Below are 20,035 nucleotides of genomic sequence, written 5' to 3' on the forward strand. Positions count from 1 at the left end.
CGCAGGAGGCGGGCATCGCGGAGGGGGGCATCGGTGCGTTAACGACTGAGTGTGTCAGTGGGGGCATTCGTCATTCCACATTCGGTGGTGGGCTGCGGAAAGGGCTGTGGCGTGGCGGGGGCGCTGGGGTCATCTCGGCGGAGCGAGATGACTACTTTGTGGGGCGGCCGGCGAAGTTCCATTCGGAGATGATGGGGCCGAGGTGCAGGGTGCCCTGGGTGGGGCTGGGTGCGGTGGGGGTGCTCGTGGTGCCTGGGGTGGCGGAGGTTGCGGGGGTGGCGTTGGCGTTGGCGTTTGTGTTGGCGTTTGTGTTGGCGTTTGTGTTGGCGTTTGTGTTGGCGTTTGCGTTTGCGGTTGTGGTCTCCGTGGGGTTTGCGGCTTCGGCTTTTTGTTTGTACACGGTGAAGGGGACGGCGGTGCCGGCGTGCTGGCACACGAGGGCGGTGAGGGTGTAGCCGTCGATGCCGGCGAGGGAGGTGCCGCCGAGGGTGGTGAGGCGGTCTCCGGGGCGGAGGCCGGCGGCTTCGGCGGGGCCGCCGCCGGGCTTCAGCCGCTCCACGCAGAGGCCCTCCGGGGTGTGGCGGAAGATGGCGCCGGTCATGAGCTCGGTGGGCACGGGCGGGGCGGGGTGCGCGCGCGGCTGTGTGAGCAGGCGGTGGTGCTTGAAGTCGAGCACGAAATTAAACGCCATGAGCCATGACATGCCCATGGCCTCGTCTCCATCCGTGATGCTGAAGGCGGTGCCGCGGAGCTCCCGGCCCATGAGGCTGCCTTTGAGAAACCAGCCGCGGCGCACGTCTGCGCGCAGCTCGCCGAGGCCGATGGCCTTGCCCTGGGTGGTGTCCATCTCCACCACCTGATGCTCCAGCAGGGCGGCGGCTGTTTTGCGGGAGAGCGTGAGGCATTCGTTGGAGCCGGTGTCGATGAGCAGGCGCATGTGCACGGGCCCGGCTTCAAAAAGCAGCAGCGGGAGGCGGTTTGCCAGGGTGAGGGGGTACGCCGCGGCATACGCGGCGGTGTCTGGAAATCCGTCTGCAAAGAGGCGCAGCTCGCCGTGGTCGAAGTCAAAGCAGCAGGCGCCGGCGAGCGATGCTGGAAAGACGCCGGCGCAGCGCAGGCCCACGAAGTCATTGAAAAGGGAGACGTCTCCGGAGGTGGTGCGCAGGCTGGTGAACTCGCGGCTGCCGAGGGTGAGCTTTTCGATGCGGCCCACCGCCACCACGGTGGTGGTGCCGTGGGCGTTGACGAGGTTCTCGGTGGTTCTGCGGCCGGGCTGCAGCTTCAGGCGCGTGGCGTCCAGCAGCATGAGGTTTGCGCCGGAGTCAAAGATGAGGTCCAGCTTTGTGCCGCCGGTCTCCACGGTGATGAGGGCGGGCAGGCGGGTGTCGTGCAGGCGGCCCACGTAGTAGGGGGTGGGCGCGGGCGCGGGCTCTGCCGCGCGGAGGGGCGCGCCGGCTGCGGCGAGCCACTGTAGCAGCAGCAGGCATGGCACGAGCATGACCGTTCCCGGCCACAGCGTTCGCGGGAGAGTGAACATGGTGCGGCACTGTGGCAGGCGCGGGGGGAAAGGAAAGGGGAAGCAGGGAAGGGGGGCTGAATGCCAAGAGAGGCGCGGGGGTCAGTGGGTCAGTGGGGCAGTGAGTCAGTGAGTCAGTGGGCAGTGGGGCAGTGGTCAGTGGTCAGTGGGTCAGTGGTCAGTGGTCAGTGGTCAGTGGTTGATTGGCTTCGCTTGCCCTTGGGGGCCGCTTTCAGTCGTCTGTGTCACTGCGTTCGGCTCGCTTCGCTCATCCGCTGGGCGCGTCATTCGTCGTTCCATTCGGCATTCGGCAGCGGCTTGTATGCTTCGTATCTCATCGATGGAAAGCACTGGATGAGCCGGGGTGGGCTCTGCCTCCGCGGGGTTTCGGGCGCTGATGGCTGCACATGGCGCATCTGCTTTGTAAAAACGCTGCTTGTCTTTGCTCAAGACGGACATTAGGTGATCGGACGCCTATGGATGACACCTTTCAGGAAGCCTCTGTGCCAGCGCCGGCCGTGCCGGAGGCGGGCGCGGCGCGTGATGCGGGCCGTGGGGAGAGGGCGGAGATGCCGGTGGCCGCGGGCCTGCGCACGGCGGAGGTCGGAGCAGCCCCTGGCAAGCTGGTGGCCTGGGTGGTCTCCATGCGCGGCGCGCGGGTGTCCGCGAGGACTGAGAAGAACCTGCGGCTGGTGGAGCGCATTGTGGATGATGTGCTCACTTTGACGATGGAGGTCATCACGCTGCTGTGGGAGGCCACGGGCGCGCTGGTGCGGCGCGGCCACGCAGCGGCTAAAAAGTGGTCTGACGCCCAGGCGGGGGCGGGCGCCGGCTCTCCGGCGCTGGCGCAGGGCGGGCAGGAGCGGCGGTATGCCGCGCCGTCTTCGCCGTCGTCCTCCTCTTCCGCGCCAGTCTGGATGCCGGCTGCCATGACGGAGCCGGAGGCAGTTTTTCAGGAGCGCGAGGCCGCGTTTGCGACCACCCCGGCTGCTCGCAGCACTGGCGCCTCTGACGAGCGCGACCGCAATCCCGACCACAACCAAACCCACAACCGCAACCGCAACCTCCAGCCCAGCACTCCTATGTCTGAAAACACACCGCCCGCCACCTCCCTGCCCATCGCGCAAAATCTGCCGTCCTTTCTGGCCTCCGTGGGCATGGGCGCCGCCTTTTTCATGCCGTGGATGACGGTGATGGGCGCCTTTGGTGTGTCCGGCAGCACGCTGGGAAATTTCGGCGGGCAGGGGCAGGCGGCGTGGGTGGTGCTCATCCTGGCGGTGCTCAGCGCCATCATGCATTTTGTGAAGCCCAGCAAGGGGCTGAACGTGCTGGCGGGCGTGGTGCCCTTTTTCATGCTCATGTATTTCGCCTCGAAGATCGGGAAGGACCTCTTCCAGGTGCTGAGCATCGGCGCCTGGCTCACTCTGGGCTGCGGGCTGGTGCTGATCATTGCACCGGTGAAGGGCGGCGGCGGGCAGCCGTGAGCCGTGAGCACGGCGCAGCCGAAAGCCCTGCCACCCGGCGGCTGGTGGTAAAGTCCCTGCCTGAGGCGAACAGTCCCAGTAGCCCCAGGGCCACGGCCATGCAGAGGTTCCAGCAGGTGGTGAGCGCATCACTCCGCTCATCAAGCATCTTCAGCAGGTCTGTGCCGGAAATCGGCAGGGACGATTGATCTTTGAAGCGGCGTGAATTCAGCGTGATCTGTCATGCATGCACGGTCGCAGCTTGTGGGCGTGACGCGGCGTTTCCCTGAAGTCCTGCCTGCGCCCCGGGCTGTGCATCACCGCGCGGCTGTTCCTTGGGGTTGGGCTTTTCGGGGGTGGCGGTGTCGGCGTCTTTCTTCGTGCCCAGCGCCTTCTCATCCGGCGCGCGGCCATTGGCGCGCAGGTTCATCACACGCTGCAGCAGGTCAAACCAGAAGGGCGCGCCCAGGGAGGCCGCCAGCGCCATGATCCCCCAGCCGCAAAGCGCGGGAAAGAGCACGCTCCAGCTCCACTTGCTGAGGTCCCACTGCAGATTGCGCCAGTTTTTTTCCGCCGTGCGCGAGGTGAAAAAGCCAAACTCGTCCAGCCGCTTCTTCTCCCAGCCCATCGGGATGCCGGTGTCTCTGAGGGCCTTGAGGTCCGCCTTGAAATCCGCCAGCGTGCCGTCCCAGTTGATGGCGTTGTCCAGCTCCTGCTGGGCGTCCTTGAGCTTTTGCGGATCGCTTGCTTCATTGAAGGCGTCCTGCCGTTTTTGCTTTGCGGCGTCATCAGCGGCCGCGCGCAGATCTGCCTCCAGCTTCTCGGGAGACATGGCGTCTTTCACGGCGTTCAGGCTGGCGGTGGCCTCGGCGATTTTTTGCTCCTTCAGCTCCCGCGCGTGCGCCTGTTCCTCCGCGGTGGGCGGCGCCTTTTTCGTCTTTGAGTAGCTCTCCGCCTGCGCGGCCACCGCCTTGGCCAGGTTCGGGTTTTTGGAAAGGGAGTCGATGATGCGCAGCGCATCCACATTGCAGAGCATCGCCAGGATGAAGCCCAGGCTGAGCAGCCAGGTCTGCGCGTGGCGTTTGTACCATCCCGTCACGCGCTCCATGCTGTGGTTGAACCAGTCTTCCATGGAGGTCTTGAACTTCTCCACGTCGCCCTCCGCGGTGCGCAGCAGCGCGGCGAGGCTCTTTTTGAGTTTTTCATTGCCCAGGTTCTGGATGGCCTCCTCCAGTTCTGCGCGGGTGGGCGGACCTGTGCGCGGAGCTGAATCTGCACCGCGACGGGTGTCAACGGCCGGCGACAGCAGGTCCAGCACTGCCTTCGCAAAGGCGCTGGAGCGGATGTAGGAGGGGTCGGAGTCCCCCTTTGAAAGCGAGAAAATGAGCGGGTGCTGGAAGACGTCTTCCACGGTGATGGTGGAGCCGTCCGTTTGAGGCGGGCCCGACTTCATCGCATCCAGCACCGCCCGCCCCTTTTCCATCTCTGTCCAGATCTCGTCCGCGCTGGCTGCGGCGCTCATGGCCGCTTTTTCTGCGTCCTTGGCGGCCTGCTGCAGGTTCTTGATTTCCATTTCATTCTTATCCGCAGGCGGGTTGTCTGCGGCGGTTCGTGCGTGATCGCTCGCCTCCGCGGCCGCGTGGGCTGTTTCAACGGCTTTCTCGTATTGCCCCTTCAGCCAGGCAAGCCGCGCACGGACGAAGGCTCTTTTTCCCAGCCATTGCACCCCGTGCCACGAGGAGCACACCATGCCCTTCCGGCGCAGCCACTCAGGCGCAAATTTCATGAACAGCGCGTACATGATGAGGGCTGCCGCCACGATGATGGGCCCGTAGGTGACATAGGTCTCCTTGACGTGAAAGTAGCTCAGCCCCGCCCAGGTACCGGCCACCCAGGCCACAAACCACTGCCACTGGGAGCTGCCGTACTTCAGCGCCTTGGAAAGGTAGCCGTTCACCACGTCCTTCTGCGGATCGCTCAGCAGCTCGCCCAGGCCCAGGCGCAGGAAGTCGGCGCGCTTGTCAAAGAAGGTGAGCACCAGCTCATTGAGCGCCGTGACCACAATGCTGAAGAGCATGAACACAAAAAACGTTCCGATGGCGACATCAAGGATGGGAGGCATGGCGGTGCTCCAGGTGAAGGGTTGAGACGGCTGAGACGACGATGAGACAAGAAACAGACGTAGGTGACATAATCAGATATTGGCCATCCGAAAACGTCAATGATCAATTAAAGCATTTAGATCAAAATACTCTGCATGATCAGTGGTTCCTATAGATTGCAGGAAATACCATGCGGTTGAGTTGAATCCCTCGCTCTCGTGATCTCCCTGTGTTTTGGCCGGCGGAGACGGCGGCGCCGGGTTCTCATGCTTCCACGTGGCGGCGGGCTAAGTGCTGCATGCGGCGGCCTTGGCCTCTGCAAACAGAAACCCAATTTCCTTGCCACGGGAATTCCCCATGCTTTCATCGGCAAAATACCGCATGGCACACCCGGCATCATGGCACATCCGCACGCGAACAGCTCCCGTTCTTCCAGGCTGACTTCATGGACCCTTTCTTGATTTCAGAGCAGCGGCTGTCCGAGCTTGCCGCCACGCGGCAGGGGCGGGTGAGCCTGGCGGGCTTCAACTACCAGGCAGGCTACGCCGTCGCACGCTTGGCGTCCATGCTGGTGCGCCGGCCCATCCTTGATCTGCCGGACTTCCCCCTCCGCCTGCGTTATGACTGGGGGGAGGACCTGGACGAAGCCTGTGAAAACGGCCGCGTCGTCTTCACCCAGTGCAAGCGCGTGGACAGCATCGGCCAGCCGGCCAAACTCGTGGATGTGCTGGAATCCTTTGCCGCAAAGTGGCTGTTTGTTGCCGCCGACAAGCGCAGCCTGGTGCATTTCCGCCTCGTCAGCACCGATCCCAGATTCGCCGCCCACGGGCTCTTCAAGGATTCCGCCAGTCTCTCAAAGAAGGAGTGCCGGAAGCACTTCACCGAGGCTCTGGCCGCCCCCGCCGGGGTGAAGTCAGACCGCGCGCTCTGGCAGGCTGCGGCGGATGCCTTTGGGCACGAGCTCCTTTTTGAGGCCCTGTGGGAACGCTGCGAGGGCCTCTTTCTGCCTGCAGGAGTCATCACAGGTTATCCCGCCAGCCCGCTGCTGCAGCCTGAGCAGAAGGGCCTGGAACTGCTGCTGAGCTTTTCGCAGGTGGATCCCTCCATGCAGGAAGTGGCGCTTTCCCGGCTGCGCCGCCTGGTGCATGACAATCTCATCACGTTTGATCCGTGCAATGAGGCGCCGGCGGCTCTCCCGCAGCATCAGCCCCGGCACTGCGAACGCGTGGACGTTGCCAATGCACTGGCTGCCTGTGCCTTCTCGACGGGCGCTGCGATTCCCTTCGATGTGGTGGACCGCACCTTCTTGGGCGAACAGCGTGAAAAGGAGCCCCGCCAGTTTGTGGCCCGCCAGCCCGACTGGGCGGACGTCGTCCATGGTGCGGATGAAACGGTGAAATTCGTCGAGCGCAGCATCACCCAGGACATGCGTGCCAAGGTGGTGTCAGAGCTCATCGAGCCGCTGGAGCGCGGCTCCGAGCGCCGTCTTCACCTGCTCTTCGTCACCGGTGCGCCCGGTTCTGGAAAGACCACCCTGGTGCGCCGTGTGGCCGCCCTGCTGGTGGAGGAGGGGCGCATCGTGGTTGCCGACCCGGGCGTCGATGCCCACGAGCCCTCGGCCACGCCGGATGAGTATTTCACGCACCTCGAAAGACTCGCCGCCATGGGCAGACCCGTCATCCTGCTGCTGGATGATCCACTTTATGGCGGTTCCCCGTGGGTGGAGGTGCTCAGAAAACTGAACCGGCCTACTCTGAGGATCGCCGTGCTGGCCCCCTCTCCGCAGATGCTGTTCGATATGCACAGGAACAGCATCACCTTTGGGGTCGTCCGGCACCATGGCATCGGCGCACCCACGGAAAGCGAACGCGCCGAGATGAAACGGCTCTGGGGCCGTGACTCCAGCGCGCTCTTGAGCTCCGACGAGTTTCTGGTCATCACTATGGAGGCGGCCGCCAATCTTCCGTTTGATGAGATCATGCGCCGCCTGTGGCAAACCCTGAACGACGGCAATCCGATGCCGGATGACTGGGAGACAGCGGCGTGGCCGCTCAGGGCCTTCTTGATCGTGGCCTTCTTTCACCGCGCCTACGCTGGCTGCCCGGAGCCGCTGCTGCGTACCGTGCTCAGTTCTGGTTCAAACGGCAGGCCCGCAACAAATGTCAAAGCCGAGCTCGCCAGGCTTAAGTCACGGGATGGCTGGCTGATGTTCAGATTCAATGAGCACGAGCAGGCCAACTGGGCCTACCAGGGTACATTGATCTACGCTGCCCACCAGCGCATCGCCCAGCGCGCCTGGGAACTCCGGCCGTTCGACTGGATCGATGTAGGCTCGATGATTGTCGAGGCATCTGTTTCAGTGCCGCAGTCCATCTGGCAATTGGGAACACTGGCGGCGCGACTCCTCGCATCTGGGAACGAAACCGACAGAGGTTTTGCGGCTCAATTGGTCGATGAATGGTGCCGGGAGGAGCATCAATCCAAGTTCGAAACACGTTATCTGGGCGAGTTCGTCTCGGCACTTCAGACAAATAGCCAGCGTCAGATTGCGCTGAGGTTTAAAACGATCCTAACAGTCCGAGCGCAATCTTCAAGCGAGGCGTGGATCGCCGCTCTGGTGCTTTGCTATTTGTCGGGAGATGCCCCGGCCGAGCAGTCTTATCCAGCCGAACTGGACCTGACGGCAGCCATTGCCTGCGCCGACTTTGCGGTTGCTCCGAGTCGGGCTGTACGATTCTTCTCGCGGTTGCCAGATCAGGTTAAACCGGTCTTCACCAGGCGAATCTTGGATGCTTTTGATGGGCATTTGTCATGGAGTCCAGATTCATTTTTAATTGGATGGCTTCTTGTCTCCGTTTCACCGCGGGAAATGTTGAAGCGAGCAGAACAAATAGAAATTTGGCTCCGAGGAAATCCGGATGACACGAATGTTCGAACTGGTTATCTTGCACTGATCTCCAAGCACGGAGTGGACAAGGAGCATTTGGACCGTGTGATGACTGAGACCGAGCAGTGGCTCAGGGGCCGTCAGGATGACTCAGAAGTTCGCGTGGGCTATCTTGCGCTTATCTCGAAGCATGGAGTGGACAAGGAGCATTTGGACCGTGTGATTGCCGACACCGAGCAGTGGATCAGTGATCACGTGGACAATTCATCTGTACGCACTGGCTACCTTGCACTGATCTCCAAATGGGGAGTGGACAAGGACCATCTGAATCGTGTGATTGACGATACCGAGAAGTGGATCAAAGACCATCCTGCCGATGTGAACGTGCGTAGAGTCTATCTCGCGTTCCTGTCCAAACAAACCTTGAATCAAAAACAGTGGGAACGCGCGATAGCTGACGTCGAAGAGTGGCTTCGAGGCCACTCTGGCGATGTGCAGCTACGTGCCAGCTACCTTGAACTGCTCTCCAAGCGAGATAGAATGCGAGACGTCAGAGAAGGGCAGCCGCCCGTCGCACCTGCGCGTCCCGAGAAGCGCCCTCCACCCCCTTCACCCGTCCCGCAGAAGACGAGCGCCTGGGCGGCGCAGCTCTCCGACTATGGGGCAAAGCAGAACAACTGGGGCCGTGTGCCCACGGACCCTGGCAAGTAGCTGCTTTTTGCTGTCCGGCGTGCGCCTCGGAAAATGCGCCCTCTCAAGTCATCATCTGCGTGCGGGTCAGCTCCTGCCTGGCGGCCTCCCAGTGCTCCAGATCGCAGCGCTCGGGGCAGCCTTTGGCCAGCCAGATGTCGTAGGCTTTCGCGGCGATGCGCTCCAGCGGCACGGATGCGGCCGGAGGCGTGGCCGGAGCTGCGGCCAGCGGCGCGCTGTCAGAAGGGGCGCCCATCAGCGGCGCCGACTGGGCATGAATGTGCTGATGCGGATGCAGGTGGGAGGTGCTCATGCACGTCAAATCGCAGGCCACAAGGGAACGGGTGTAAGGATTAAGGCGGAGGCACGCCTCTGCCGTACTTTTTTTGACGGCGTGGAGGCTGAGGCCAGCACCGGCACGAGCTGGCAGCATGCGTGGGCAAAAAGGCCGAGGAGGAGCGTGCGCCTGCGCCCTGGCGCGGCGCGGTGTCGAAGCCTGGATGGGGAACGGAGGGGGAGAGCACGGGATTGGACCCTGTTCATGAAACAGGCCATGTTCACGGATGCGTGAACGCGGCTTGTTTTGTGAACATCCTCCCCCCGGCTCCCCTCCCAAATCATAAATCATAAATCATAAATCATAAATCATAAATGCCCCATCCCCCCTTCATCCCCCGATAAACCCGCCGCCGCCATTCCGTAACTCTGATCCCCCCTTTTGAAGCAAAAAAGCCCTCTGATGCCCCCACGTTTTTCCCGGCATGCCCTCCGCCGTGCCATCCTGCTGCTGAGCTGCGCGCTCAGCGCCCTGCATTCCGCGCCTGCGCAAACTCCCACCGCGCCGCCGCCAGGAAAGCCCGCTGCCGCTGCCACTGGAGCGATGCCTGCAAAGCCTGCCGTGTCTCCGCCCGCGCCGGGGAAGACGCCCGCAAAACCGGCGGCCACTCCCGGCAAGGCAGGTCCCGCGCCTGCCCCTGCTCCCGCGACCGCAGCGAAGGCGGCTCCCTCCGCGCCCAAGCCGGGCGCGCCCGCAAAGCCTGGCGCTCCTCCGGCAGCGACCACGGCCGCGCCTGCGAAGCCCGCCGCCATACCAGCTCCTACCACGGTCTTGCCTTCCGCGACCGCCACCGCCGCTGCTCCTGCTTCGCCAAAGGCAGGCGCACAGCCGAGGAAGCCGGCGGTGGCCGCGGCTGCCGCGCCCGTGAGCGCTGCATCCCCGGCTGCCACGGATTCCCCGGCCATCGCCGCCGAAGTGCAGAAAACCTTCAAGGAACACATCTCCCCCTTCATCAAAACCTACTGCTTCGAGTGCCACGGAGACCGGCGCATGAAAGGCGGCGTGAACTTCGCACCCGCGCTCAAAAACCCCTCCGACCCCGCCCACACCCGCCGCTGGAAAATGGGACTGGCCACGGTGAACGCGCACGACATGCCGCCGGACGACGCGGACAAACAGCCCACCGATGCCGAGCGCGAGACCTTCATGGCCTGGGTGGGCCGCCTGAAATACCTCAGCCCAAAGGACCCCGGCGCCTTCGTCATCCGCCGCCTCACCAAGACCGAGTACGGCAATACTTTGCACGATCTCCTGGGCGTGCCCGCGGACATCGTCAAAGAGCTGCCGGATGAAGTGCCCGGCGAGGGCTACCTCAATACGCTCTCGCCTTTGCAGATGGAGCAGTATCTGGGCATTGCCAATGAGGCGGTGAGCCGCGCCATCGCGCCGCCCGGAGGGCCCGCCACTCCGTATCAGATCGACACGCGCGCACGCCTCTTTGGCCTGAACTCCGCGCCCCCCGCCGGCGCCACGGCCGCGGAGGTGCGCGCCGCCGCGCGCGGCATCGCGCAGAAGATCGCCCGCAGCACGTTCCGCCGCCCGCCCACCGCGCCGGAGATCGAGGTGCTGCTGAGTGTCTTTGACCTAGCGACGAAAAACCAGCTCTCCTTTGATGATGCGCTGCGCCTCATGCTGAAGGCGGCGCTCGTCTCCCCGCAGTTTCTCTACATCACGCCTGCTGCGGAGGCGCCCGCGGGCAGCGAGATCGTGCCGCTGGATGACTGGATGCTCGCCTCCCGCCTCTCCTACCTCCTCTGGGCCACCCTGCCAGATGCCGAGCTGGCCACCCTGGCCGACCAGGGGAAGCTGCACGACCCCGCCACCCTGGGCGCGCAGGTGCAGCGCATGCTGAGCGACGACCGCGCCCGCGCGCTCTTCGACGGCTTCGGCGCGCAGTGGCTGGGCCTGGCGGATCTCGCGGACAAGACCTTTGACACCACGAAATTTCCGCAGATGACCCCCGCGCTGCGGCAGGCCATGTACGATGAAGCCCGCCTCTTCTTCAGCGAACTCATCCGTTCAAACGCGCCCGTCACCACCTTCATCACCGCGGACTTCACCTATGTGAACGAAGACCTGCTCAAGCTCTACGCCCACAACATCCCGCCGGAGCAGGCGCCCCGCATGAAAGGCTACGATCTCATCTTCGAAAAAAACCGCCTCAAACGCGAGGCCGAAAAAGAAGCCAAAAAGAAAGCGCAGACCAGTGCCAGCGCCGCCCCTTCCACCCCCGCCGCCGCCGCATCTGCCCCACCGCCCACCGCTTCACCGGCTAATGCTTCACCGCCCACCGGCCAGCCGCCCCTCACCGGCTCCAGATTCCGCCGCGTGTATTTTACAGACGCAAACCGCGGCGGCATCCTCGGCATGCCCGGCATCCTTGCCACCACTTCGTTTCCGAACCGCACCAGCCCCGTGAAGCGCGGCGTGTGGGTGCTGGAGCAGATCCTGGGCGAGCACATCCCGCCCGCCCCGCCGAACGTGCCCACGCTGGAAAAGCAGGACAAAAAGAAAATCGCCAGCCTGACGCTGCGCCAGCGCACCGAGCTGCACCGCACCAACGTCGTCTGCGCGAATTGCCACAAGATCCTCGACCCCATCGGCTTCGGTCTGGAAAACTTCGACGCCATCGGCCGCTGGCGCGCGCAGGACGACACCGGCGGCCCCATCGACGCCGCCGGCGAGCTGCCCGGCGGCAAGCGCTTCAGCACGCCCGCCGAGCTCAAAGCCATCATCGCCGCCCGCAAGACCGACCTCGCCCGCAACCTCACCGAAAAACTCCTCGCCTACGCCCTGTGCCGCCAGCTCGAAGGGTATGATGAGATCGTCATCGACGAACTCCTGCAAAGCCTCGCCCCGGACAACTACCGCCTGCAGCCCCTGATCACCGCGATTGTGACCAGTTATCCGTTTATGAACCGGCGGGTGGTGGAGGTGGTGGGGGCGGCGAGTCCCGCGCCTGCAAAGCCCGCTGCAAAAAAGTAGCCTGGGTGCGCCGCAATGGGTTCAAAAAAGCAGCCGTTTATAGCGGCGATCAGGAGGTTCAAGAACTGCGTCCATGATTTTTTGTTCTGCGTTTTGGCAAACATCCATTGATAAGCAAGGCGAAACCGTAATTCAGGTGCTCCAAGGACGAATATGTATCATTGTCTCGTGAGGATTGGGTAAAACATGAGAGAGAGTCAAGTGATGTGGGCTGCTATGCAACATGGCGAGCGTGTATTCCCCCATCATTCTCCAATGTTGCACCGCATCTTTTGGAGTCCATGGTGGGTGTTGTGATAATCCGTGAATGATGCGCGACAAAACGGTTGATACACAATAGTGGAGATTCTCACAGAGAAGAAAAAGAAGCGGCGTTTCGATGCCATAATGTACGAGCAGATTACGAGCCCGATAGATTCGAGCCAGATGCCATTCCAATGACATTTGGGAATGCTCTATATCCTTATGAAGAGCCCTCGGGTCGTGAAATTCTTTCCACGCTTGGAAAATGCGATGCCGCAGCAGGCAATGATCACCAGCCATATTTAACAAAGTCGTAATGCCTGGGTGGCTATCTGGGCGACAAAGAGCTACAAAAACATCTTCACTTGGGATATTCCTCATTGTTGAATTTGGAAGGTGTTCCGAAGGAAAACGAACATTCTTGGTCCGCTGGTTCCAAAAACGAAGGTTAATGGCGCAGTAACGCGATATTTTGTCGAGCTTTCTCCAAGTGACGATCGGCACGACCAATTCCTTAACACGATCAAAGACCGAGAGGTTGTCGCCATCAATCAACGAACTCATGCATTCCAAAGCTGACCATAAATTGAGAAATCGAGTTCGAGTGTCCAGTGCCTGCATTGCCGTGCAATGAAGATCCAAGGCGCTGCTGACACTGTCATCGAAACGCTTTCCGTCATGTGCGTTCAAGGCATGAATTACCAAAGAATCTGCCTCTGCATGAGCTTTAACGAGAACGTTGCCTGGTTGAAGAGAGCTCTCTGTCAAAACAAGCGCCTCATCGCTAGATCCGACCCATCCTTGTTGAGGCAACGACGTGGCAGCATTGTTGGCCAAGTAGAACGAAAGCATGTCGACCACAGGCTTGCATTTTCTCAAATGCTGGTCCAGTGCTCGATTAGGCGAAGTGCTAAGGTAATTTCCCTTCACAAACAGATTGCCAGGATTCAGGTGCAGTTGTGACCATTGCTCGGTGCCGGTCACATGAAACCCAGCGGCTTCAAATACAGTCTGTAGCCTCCTAAACCCCAGATGGGGTATCAACTGAACCTCAATGCCACAAATATATTCACACGGGGGAGCTCGCATCGATTGGAGCAAAGCTGTCATCCAATCCGCAGGTTGTTTATCAAGGGATTCCGCGGTTATTAACCGCATTTCTTGGCCGCTCTCCCACCCGCCGGATTGTAAAACAATGGTTGCCAATCTTCCCAGGGCATGATCTGCATCGGTTAGCGCATCCGGGTGTTCTCCGTTGGCCTCGACATGGTTCTCATTCTCGGAACAAAGAGCGATTGTAGCGAGTTGGTTAAGGACGGTATCTGCCCCCTGTTTTGACCTCGGCAGGCGCTGTGCCGCCATCAGTGCTTCATCGAAGATCCTTTGCTCATATCGTGTCTTGAATTTATTTTCGATAAGTAACAGTCGTGCCAAACGCAGGCCTTCGGCGCTGGTTTTCGCGTTAGATAGTTGTTCAAGATGCCAATGATCGAATGGTTCCAACCAACCACGACCATGTATGGACTCGATTTGCGACTTCAGTTCCCGTTGCAGAGGCGGGAGATACTGCGCCCACACGGAACGCTTTGACGTATGTTCACAAATAGTTTGGATCTCTGCCACTAGGACGGGCAGGTTGCAGAGCCGCGCCTGAAAGGAATCGATCGTGTGTTTCCCAAACAGCTCGTTCCAACGTAACGCAAGGAATGCTGTTGCTTCGCGCTCTTTGGTAAGCAGAGAAGGTGGTGGATGGTGCATGCAATTAAACAAAAAGGTGGCGTGCTCCGTAGAACACACCACCTAAATTGAGGGTTCGGAAAGTTGGCAAAGCCGGTTATCCTCGCCCTATAGCTCGCGGTCACCTCGATACGAGAGGCTCTGTTGACCTATTTTAATCATACCTGTTCTGAATCCCTACGCAAGAAACTTGCTGTTTTATTTTCCGGTGATTTGTATTCGAGGGTCTCATGAGTGCGCTGGGTTTCCTTGAAAAACAATGAATTGCGTGTGGAAATACACCTGTCTTGCCCCCTTGCAGGCTACCGTGCCCGGAACGCCTGACCAAGCTTGCTGGCTTGCGGAGCTGGAGAGATAAATTGTCAAAAGGCCTTGCCTGACGACACCCTATCCCTCGGGGGCATCCGCCGGTCCTTTGGCTATCTTCAGGTCTTCCGGGCTGATCGTCATCGGCAGGGATGGCAGGTGATAGATGCGGTCCACGCCGCCTGCGGCGAAGATGGCCCAGGCCATGTCTTCCTTCGCTCGCAGTTCCGGACGCACGCACAGAATGTGCGGCCCCACGACCATGAAGTACATGCCAAGGGACTGCAGGTGCAGCCGGGGACGCACATCCAGTCCGAAGTAATTCGGCGGCTGGATGGGGGAGGCCCGGAACACCGCCATGAAATCCCGCGCGAAGTGCTCAAACATGACGGTGGCCCCATGGCCGAACTGATTGTCAAACGCCACGCCGAAGGGAAACTCCTGAGACTCCATGCCGGCCGGCGAGGGAAATACAAAATGCGCCACGCCGGGCTCCCACAGTCCGTTGTCACGCTGGCGCAGGTAGGCTGCGGCGAGGTAGGCGCCGGAGAAGCCGTGCTTCACATAGCGGCAGCAGGCATCGGCGATCATCCAATGCTGGATCTTCATCCACTGCTCCGCCCCTTCGCGCTCCAGCTCCACCGGCTGCTGCTTGATGCAGAAGACCTCCTGCGCGCCGCACTGCATCACCAGCCCAAAGCGCGCGCCATTCTGCGGCTGTGAAAACTGGACCGCGCCGAAGGGCAGGAGATCGCGGATGCTGCGCAACAGACCTGCCCCAGGTGCAAGAATCTCCACCGGCCCTTTAGGCGTCTCAATGTGCATGCGAAAGCATTTTATCAGACCGGCGGCACAATGACAGCGCCAGCTTTCACTTTCCCGGGAGATTCACAGCGACTGCACCAGACGGCCTGCGCCGGGCTCATCCTGCCAGCTCTCCGAGGGTGGCCGTGCTGTCTGCGAAACGCTCCAGCGGCAGGCCGGTGCTTTGGGCGAGGGTGAGCCAGAGGTTGGCCAGGGGGCGCCTGCCTTCGTAGTGCAGGTGGCCGCGCCGCCAGCCGCCGCCGGCGATGAGCACCTGGAGGTCGGTGTAGTCGTGTTTGTCGCCGTCGCTGATGCCGCTGCCCATCACCAGGGTCGTGCTTTCCAAAAGGCCCGACTGGGAGAGCCGCTGCACCACATGGGCATAGAACTCCATGTGAAAGCGGTCGATCTGCACGAGCTTCTCCCGCGCCTCCGTGCCGCTGGTATGAGTCAGCACATGATGGTTCTGCGGCTTGTCGAAGAGGTCATGGTACATGCGCGGGCTGTCCCAGCGCTCCGGGTCGATCATGAGCGTGGCCACGCGGGTGAGATCGTTTTGAAACGCATGCACAAACAGGTCCGCCATGAGGCGGAGGTAGTCGCCGCGCTTCTCCGGGATGCCTGCGGGCTCCGGCAGCGGCGGCTTGCGCAGGCGCCTGGCCGCGGCCTCCGCGCGCTGGATGCGCTGCTCCGTGGCGCGCACGCTTTCCAGGTACTCGGCCAGCTTGGCGCGGTCGTCGCCGCCCAGCCGCTTCTGCAAAGAACGTGCGCTGTCCAGCACGGCATCCAGAATGCTGCGGGCCGGGCCGCCCTGGCCGCGGCCAAACAGGCGCTGAAACACGGCGCGCGGATTTTTCTCCGCATTGGCCGCGTAGCCAGGGCCGTACCAGGAGATGCACTCGTAGTACTTCGTCTCCTTGTTGTCCGCAAAGTCGTTGGTGCTCAGCTCCAGCGAGGGCAGCACCGTCTCCTGCCCCACCTGACGTGCAAGGATGTGGTCCAGCGTGGTATTGGTGGGGAAGCCGCCGTCCAGCGACTCCTGCGGCGGGGATGAGCTGAGCCAGCAGGACCCGCACTGCGCGTGCACGCCGGTGCCCGGCACAAACTGCCGGTCCAGCCCCGTGATGAGCGTGACGTGGTCCTTCACCTGCGCCAGCGGCCCCAGCGTGGGCGTGGAGGGCAGCGGGCCCAGGCCTGCGGGCAGGGTGCGCGGCAGCAGCGCACTCTGGCAGTAGCCGTTGGGCGTGTAGATGAAGGCAAAGCGCGACGGCGGTGCGGGCGCGGCGGCGGCCCTGCCGAGACTCTCAAAAAACGGCAGGCCCAGCGTGACTCCGGCGGAGCGGAGGAAATGGCGGCGGTGCATCATGGTACGCTGCGGGTGTGGGTGAAGGGGTAGGAGCGGGCGATCTCAAAGAGAATGACGCTGAGCCTGTAGTTTTGCGCCGCGGCGGCGCGCTCGATCTTTTCGACCACCGGCATGTCATAAATCTCCAGTTCACGGCACAGGGCATAGCTGAGCAGGTGCTCGATGAATCCGCGCACAAACTCATGCGGCTGCTTTGCCAGCAGGGCCTTGTATTCGGCAGGCCCGTCAAAGGCGGTGCCAGACCACACACCGCGCGCATCCACAGGCTGCCCGGCATCCGTGTCACGCCAGCGGCCCACCGCGTCAAAGCGCTCCAAGGCGAAGCCGGGGGGATCCAGACGCACATGGCAGGAGAAGCAGGCATCCTGGCTGCGGTGCGCCTCAAAGCGCTGGCGCACGCTCTGCGTGGTGTTGATGGTTTTGTCATCGTCCTTGAGCACAAAGGCCACCTTGGGCTCCTGCGGCGGGCGGTTGAAGATCGTCTCCAGCAGCCATGCGCCGCGCTTCACCGGGCTGGTGCGCACCGGCAGGGAGGTGACGGTGAGCGGCCCTGCCATGGTGATGAAGCCGCCGCGCGCGCCCTTGGGCAGCTTCACGCGGCACCACTGACTGTCATTTTTGGCGGTGACCAGCGTGCTGTCGTCCCCGGCATTCTTTTTCAGCACGTCGGCGGGCAGCAGGGACTCCAGGTGATACAGGCGCGCGAGGCCGGGGTTCAGCCAGGTGTAGTCCGCCGCGATGAAGTCCAGAATGCTGCGGTCCTCCACCAGCGTGGTTTCAAACAGCAGCAGCGCCTCCACCAGCATGGCGCCATGGAGCGTGGTCTTGTTTTTCGCGCCGCTGTAGAAAGCGCTGAAGAGCCTGGGGTCCGGCTTGGCCGTGGTGAGCTGGTCCAGCCGCAGCCACTGCACGGCAAAGGATTCCCCCAGCTCCCGCACGCGGGGGTCGTGCAGCATGCGATGAATGTGCGCGTCCAGTTGCTCATAGGTCTGCAGCCCGCCGCGACCCGCCGCCGCGCGCAGCTTTTCATCCGGCGGCGCGGACCAGAGGAAGTAGGAGAGGCGCGTGGCCAGCTCCTCCTCCGTGAGCACACGCACCGCCCCGCGGCCTGCGCCCGCCGCGGAGAGGTAGAGAAAGTCCGGCGCCGTCAGCGCCGCGGCCACGGCCTCCTTCATGCCTTCCTCAAAGCTGCCAGACTGCTTCCGCGCAGCGTCGTACACATCCACCAGGCGGTCCACGTCCGCGCCGGTGACCGCCCGCCGGTACGCCCGGGATGCAAAGTCCGCCAGCCGCTCATACGCGACCTTTCGCACAGCGCGGTCAGACATGCGGTTCACTTCGGCCGCCTCCGGTTTTGCGCCCGCCACCAGGCCGGTGATGAAGCCCAGATCGTCAAACAAGGCGTAGCCGCCGCTGAAGCCCGTGCCATCGAGGTTCAGCGCCACGATGTGCATGCCTGGCGGTGCGCGGAAGCCGAAGAAAGTATTGCCCACACCATCTCCCTTTTTCAGCGTGTGCTTCAGGGATGCCGTGCTGCCATCCGTGAAGGTGGCGGTGATGGCGATCACGCCGGACTCTCCTTTGCGGCTCAGCGCGCATAGCCCTGCCTCCACCACGCCTTCGCCCACGGCTCCGCCATCCACGCGCAGATCCAGGTGGAGCTGCTTCGCGTCCTTCACATGGTTGGTGAAGAGAGATTCGCCTGAAGTCTCCGCCGCTGTGGAAAAGCCCGCGATCCACAGCTCCTCGCGCGGGGTGATGACGAGGGTCTTCTCCTGCTTCAGCCCAAAGCGCAGGCCCAGGCTGGTGCCGGCCGCCAGCACCTGGTCCCGCGCCTTCGCATCCCACACCCCGGCGGCGCCTTCGGCCACGCTGGCGCGCACGCCAAAGCGGTGCTGGTAGGTGGTCATCATCACATCTCCCTCGCGCGCCTCGTCAGGCACATTGAAGTTCGGCGCGAAGTCCGGAGCCGCATCTGCCGTGGCCCCTTTCCCTTCCTCCTGAAAGCTCAGCGGGAGGGCGCGGCGCGGTACGCGGGGGTCGGCGATCATGGCTGCAAAGCGTGCGCTCAGCACCGGCAGCTTGGCACTGTGAGTCACGGCGCGTGCCGTTTCCAGATAGCGCTCCAGCAGCAGCGGGGAGAGGTTCATCGCCTCGCCACGATTGGAAAAGCCATGCTCCGCGCGGTTGTCTCCTGGCAGGCCCGCCTCGGGCAGCAGCACGGCGTACTTCAGGCCCGGCTCACGCACCGGCACCTTCAGGCGCTGGCCCAGCGTCTGCGCAGAGGGGTCGAAGTGCCTGGGGTCAACGGGCAGGCGCTCCGCGAACATGAAGACGTCCAGGGGCAGCTCAAAAAGATCGCGGATGGAGTTGTTGTACTCCAGGCGTGTGAGACGCCGCAGCACGGGCTTGCCTGGATCCGGCGCGCCGAGCGCGGGATCTGGCTGCGCAGCGATGTGCATGATCCACCCCAGCAGTTTTTCCCGCTCCGCGCTGGAGGGCTGGGTCTTCCGCTTCGGCGGCGGCATCTGCTGCGACTCCACCTTTTCAAACACCGTGCGCCAGACCGCGCGGTCCTTCAGCACCGCGCCCTCATCGCGAAAGCGGGAGAGATCCAGGCCGCCCTTCCTGGCCTCGCTGTCGTGGCATTCGATGCAGTAGGTGTCCACAAAGCCCGTGAAATCTGCGGCGCAGGCCGCGGACTGAAGAAGAGCGATGCATACCGCGAGTCTCATCCCGCCTTCATTGCCATCGGGAGGCACGGTTGCAACTGCGACCTGGCCCATTCGCCGCCTTCTTTCTTTCTACGCGGACATTCGCCTTGCCGCCGCCAGGGACGTTGCTTTAAAAGCTTCCCCATGCAGCCAGACATGCGTGAGGAACGCCCGCCGGAGCGGACCGCCTATGCAGTGCCAGCGCCAGCTCAGGGCGCGGCAGGCAGGCCTCCTGCGGGCCGCCTGCCTCTGCCGCCGCTGGGGTGGCTGCTGCTCATCGCCCTCTGCGCCGGACTGGGCTGGCGTGCGGAGGTGGAAATACGCGGCGGCTGGGCAGGGATGCGGTGGGCGGAGTACTTTCACCGTGCGGTGCCTGTGGGACTGCTGGCCTTTGCTCTCTGGGTGTGGGTGGTCGCGCGCGTGCGGCGGCGCGGGGCCTTTGCGGTGGCATTGGTGGTGTTTTCGGTGGTCGGCTACATGGGCATGCGGCGGCTCGTGTTTTACTTCTTTGCCAGCGGCCCTTCGGCACTGTGGGCCATTCTGGATCTGGGCCGCGGGGACCTCCTTCTGGGGGAGCAGCGCCGGCACATGCTGGTCATGCTGGCCCCGGTGGTGTGGGGGCTGGTGCCGCTGGGCTTCTCGGTCTTGTGCCGGGGCTTTGGCGTGCCGGTCAAGCCCTTCCCCGTGCTGGTCTCCACGGGACTGTTTTATCTGAGCTGGCCGCTCGCCATCTTCGTGCGCAGTTTTTTCGATCAGCGCGGTGGGGCGGACCTCATCCACGCGCTGAAAAGCGGCTACCTCATCCCTTTTCTCATTTTGTCCCTGGGACTGCCGGTGCTGGCCGCCCTGCCTCGCCGGAGCGGACCGCCCGCATGAGAAAAGCGC

General features: G+C 62.7%; 11 protein-coding genes. 4 read left to right on the top strand and 7 right to left on the bottom strand.

All coding sequences use genetic code 11. From position 1 onward, the window contains the following. Positions 1-151 precede the first annotated feature (151 nt). The gene (locus tag ACILSQ_RS26260) at positions 152-1,537 is read right to left on the bottom strand and encodes a hypothetical protein (RefSeq protein ID WP_395746659.1); all 1,386 of its coding nucleotides are present in this window, start codon (positions 1,535-1,537) and stop codon (positions 152-154) included. 455 nt (positions 1,538-1,992) lie between these two features. Here ACILSQ_RS26260 and ACILSQ_RS26265 point away from each other — a divergent pair, with 455 nt between their 5' ends. Next, entirely contained in the window at positions 1,993-3,000 is a 1,008-nt protein-coding gene (locus ACILSQ_RS26265; RefSeq protein WP_395746660.1) for a hypothetical protein, read from the top strand. Positions 3,001-3,220: 220 nt separating this feature from the next. On the opposite strand, the gene ACILSQ_RS26270 is transcribed toward ACILSQ_RS26265, so the two are convergent. After that, a complete protein-coding gene (locus tag ACILSQ_RS26270) occupies positions 3,221-5,101 on the bottom strand; it encodes a hypothetical protein (protein ID WP_395746661.1) in 1,881 nt (626 codons plus the stop codon). A gap of 278 nt (positions 5,102-5,379) precedes the next feature. On the opposite strand from ACILSQ_RS26270, the gene ACILSQ_RS26275 reads away from it, so the two are divergent. Then, positions 5,380-8,679, top strand: coding sequence for a hypothetical protein (locus ACILSQ_RS26275; protein WP_395746662.1), 3,300 nt, complete (start codon positions 5,380-5,382; stop codon positions 8,677-8,679). Positions 8,680-8,722: 43 nt separating this feature from the next. Here ACILSQ_RS26275 and ACILSQ_RS26280 read toward each other — a convergent pair whose 3' ends face one another. Further along, positions 8,723-8,971: a DUF2934 domain-containing protein gene (locus ACILSQ_RS26280; protein ID WP_395746663.1), complete on the bottom strand. Its 249-nt coding sequence runs from the start codon at positions 8,969-8,971 to the stop codon at positions 8,723-8,725. A 426-nt stretch (positions 8,972-9,397) separates the two neighbouring features. Between ACILSQ_RS26280 and ACILSQ_RS26285 the strand changes: the two genes are divergently transcribed. Further along, on the top strand, positions 9,398-11,980 hold the full coding sequence (locus tag ACILSQ_RS26285) for a DUF1592 domain-containing protein (protein WP_395746664.1): 2,583 nt from the start codon (positions 9,398-9,400) through the stop codon (positions 11,978-11,980). A gap of 132 nt (positions 11,981-12,112) precedes the next feature. On the opposite strand, the gene ACILSQ_RS26290 is transcribed toward ACILSQ_RS26285, so the two are convergent. The 4 genes from ACILSQ_RS26290 to ACILSQ_RS26305 form a co-directional block, all read right to left on the bottom strand. Further along, the gene (locus ACILSQ_RS26290) at positions 12,113-13,981 is read right to left on the bottom strand and encodes a hypothetical protein (protein ID WP_395746665.1); all 1,869 of its coding nucleotides are present in this window, start codon (positions 13,979-13,981) and stop codon (positions 12,113-12,115) included. Between the two features lie 366 nt (positions 13,982-14,347). After that, positions 14,348-15,091 carry a hypothetical protein gene (locus ACILSQ_RS26295; protein ID WP_395746666.1) on the bottom strand — a complete coding sequence of 248 codons (744 nt, stop codon included), beginning with the start codon at positions 15,089-15,091 and terminating at the stop codon, positions 14,348-14,350. A 97-nt stretch (positions 15,092-15,188) separates the two neighbouring features. Beyond that, positions 15,189-16,436 carry a DUF1552 domain-containing protein gene (locus ACILSQ_RS26300; RefSeq protein WP_395746667.1) on the bottom strand — a complete coding sequence of 416 codons (1,248 nt, stop codon included), beginning with the start codon at positions 16,434-16,436 and terminating at the stop codon, positions 15,189-15,191. Then, entirely contained in the window at positions 16,433-19,171 is a 2,739-nt protein-coding gene (locus ACILSQ_RS26305) for a DUF1592 domain-containing protein (protein WP_395746668.1), read from the bottom strand. The genes ACILSQ_RS26300 and ACILSQ_RS26305 overlap by 4 nt, the downstream gene beginning before the upstream one ends. A 135-nt stretch (positions 19,172-19,306) precedes the next feature. Here ACILSQ_RS26305 and ACILSQ_RS26310 point away from each other — a divergent pair, with 135 nt between their 5' ends. Continuing rightward, positions 19,307-20,026: a hypothetical protein gene (locus ACILSQ_RS26310; protein WP_395746669.1), complete on the top strand. Its 720-nt coding sequence runs from the start codon at positions 19,307-19,309 to the stop codon at positions 20,024-20,026. The last annotated feature ends 9 nt before the right edge of the window (positions 20,027-20,035 follow it).

The sequence above is a fragment of the Prosthecobacter sp. genome, assembly GCF_044227185.1.
Taxonomy (GTDB): domain Bacteria; phylum Verrucomicrobiota; class Verrucomicrobiia; order Verrucomicrobiales; family Verrucomicrobiaceae; genus Prosthecobacter.

Excerpts from the sequence above, each read along its gene's own strand:
- ACILSQ_RS26285 (WP_395746664.1), top strand. The coding sequence starts at position 9,398 with ATGCCCCCACGTTTTTCCCGGCATGCCCTCCGCCGTGCCATCCTGCTG.
- ACILSQ_RS26270 (WP_395746661.1), bottom strand. The coding sequence starts at position 5,101 with ATGCCTCCCATCCTTGATGTCGCCATCGGAACGTTTTTTGTGTTCATG.
- ACILSQ_RS26295 (WP_395746666.1), bottom strand. The coding sequence starts at position 15,091 with ATGCACATTGAGACGCCTAAAGGGCCGGTGGAGATTCTTGCACCTGGG.
- ACILSQ_RS26290 (WP_395746665.1), bottom strand. The coding sequence starts at position 13,981 with ATGCACCATCCACCACCTTCTCTGCTTACCAAAGAGCGCGAAGCAACA.
- ACILSQ_RS26280 (WP_395746663.1), bottom strand. The coding sequence starts at position 8,971 with ATGAGCACCTCCCACCTGCATCCGCATCAGCACATTCATGCCCAGTCG.
- ACILSQ_RS26310 (WP_395746669.1), top strand. The coding sequence starts at position 19,307 with ATGCGTGAGGAACGCCCGCCGGAGCGGACCGCCTATGCAGTGCCAGCG.
- ACILSQ_RS26260 (WP_395746659.1), bottom strand. The coding sequence starts at position 1,537 with ATGTTCACTCTCCCGCGAACGCTGTGGCCGGGAACGGTCATGCTCGTG.
- ACILSQ_RS26300 (WP_395746667.1), bottom strand. The coding sequence starts at position 16,436 with ATGATGCACCGCCGCCATTTCCTCCGCTCCGCCGGAGTCACGCTGGGC.
- ACILSQ_RS26305 (WP_395746668.1), bottom strand. The coding sequence starts at position 19,171 with ATGAGACTCGCGGTATGCATCGCTCTTCTTCAGTCCGCGGCCTGCGCC.
- ACILSQ_RS26275 (WP_395746662.1), top strand. The coding sequence starts at position 5,380 with ATGCGGCGGCCTTGGCCTCTGCAAACAGAAACCCAATTTCCTTGCCAC.
- ACILSQ_RS26265 (WP_395746660.1), top strand. The coding sequence starts at position 1,993 with ATGGATGACACCTTTCAGGAAGCCTCTGTGCCAGCGCCGGCCGTGCCG.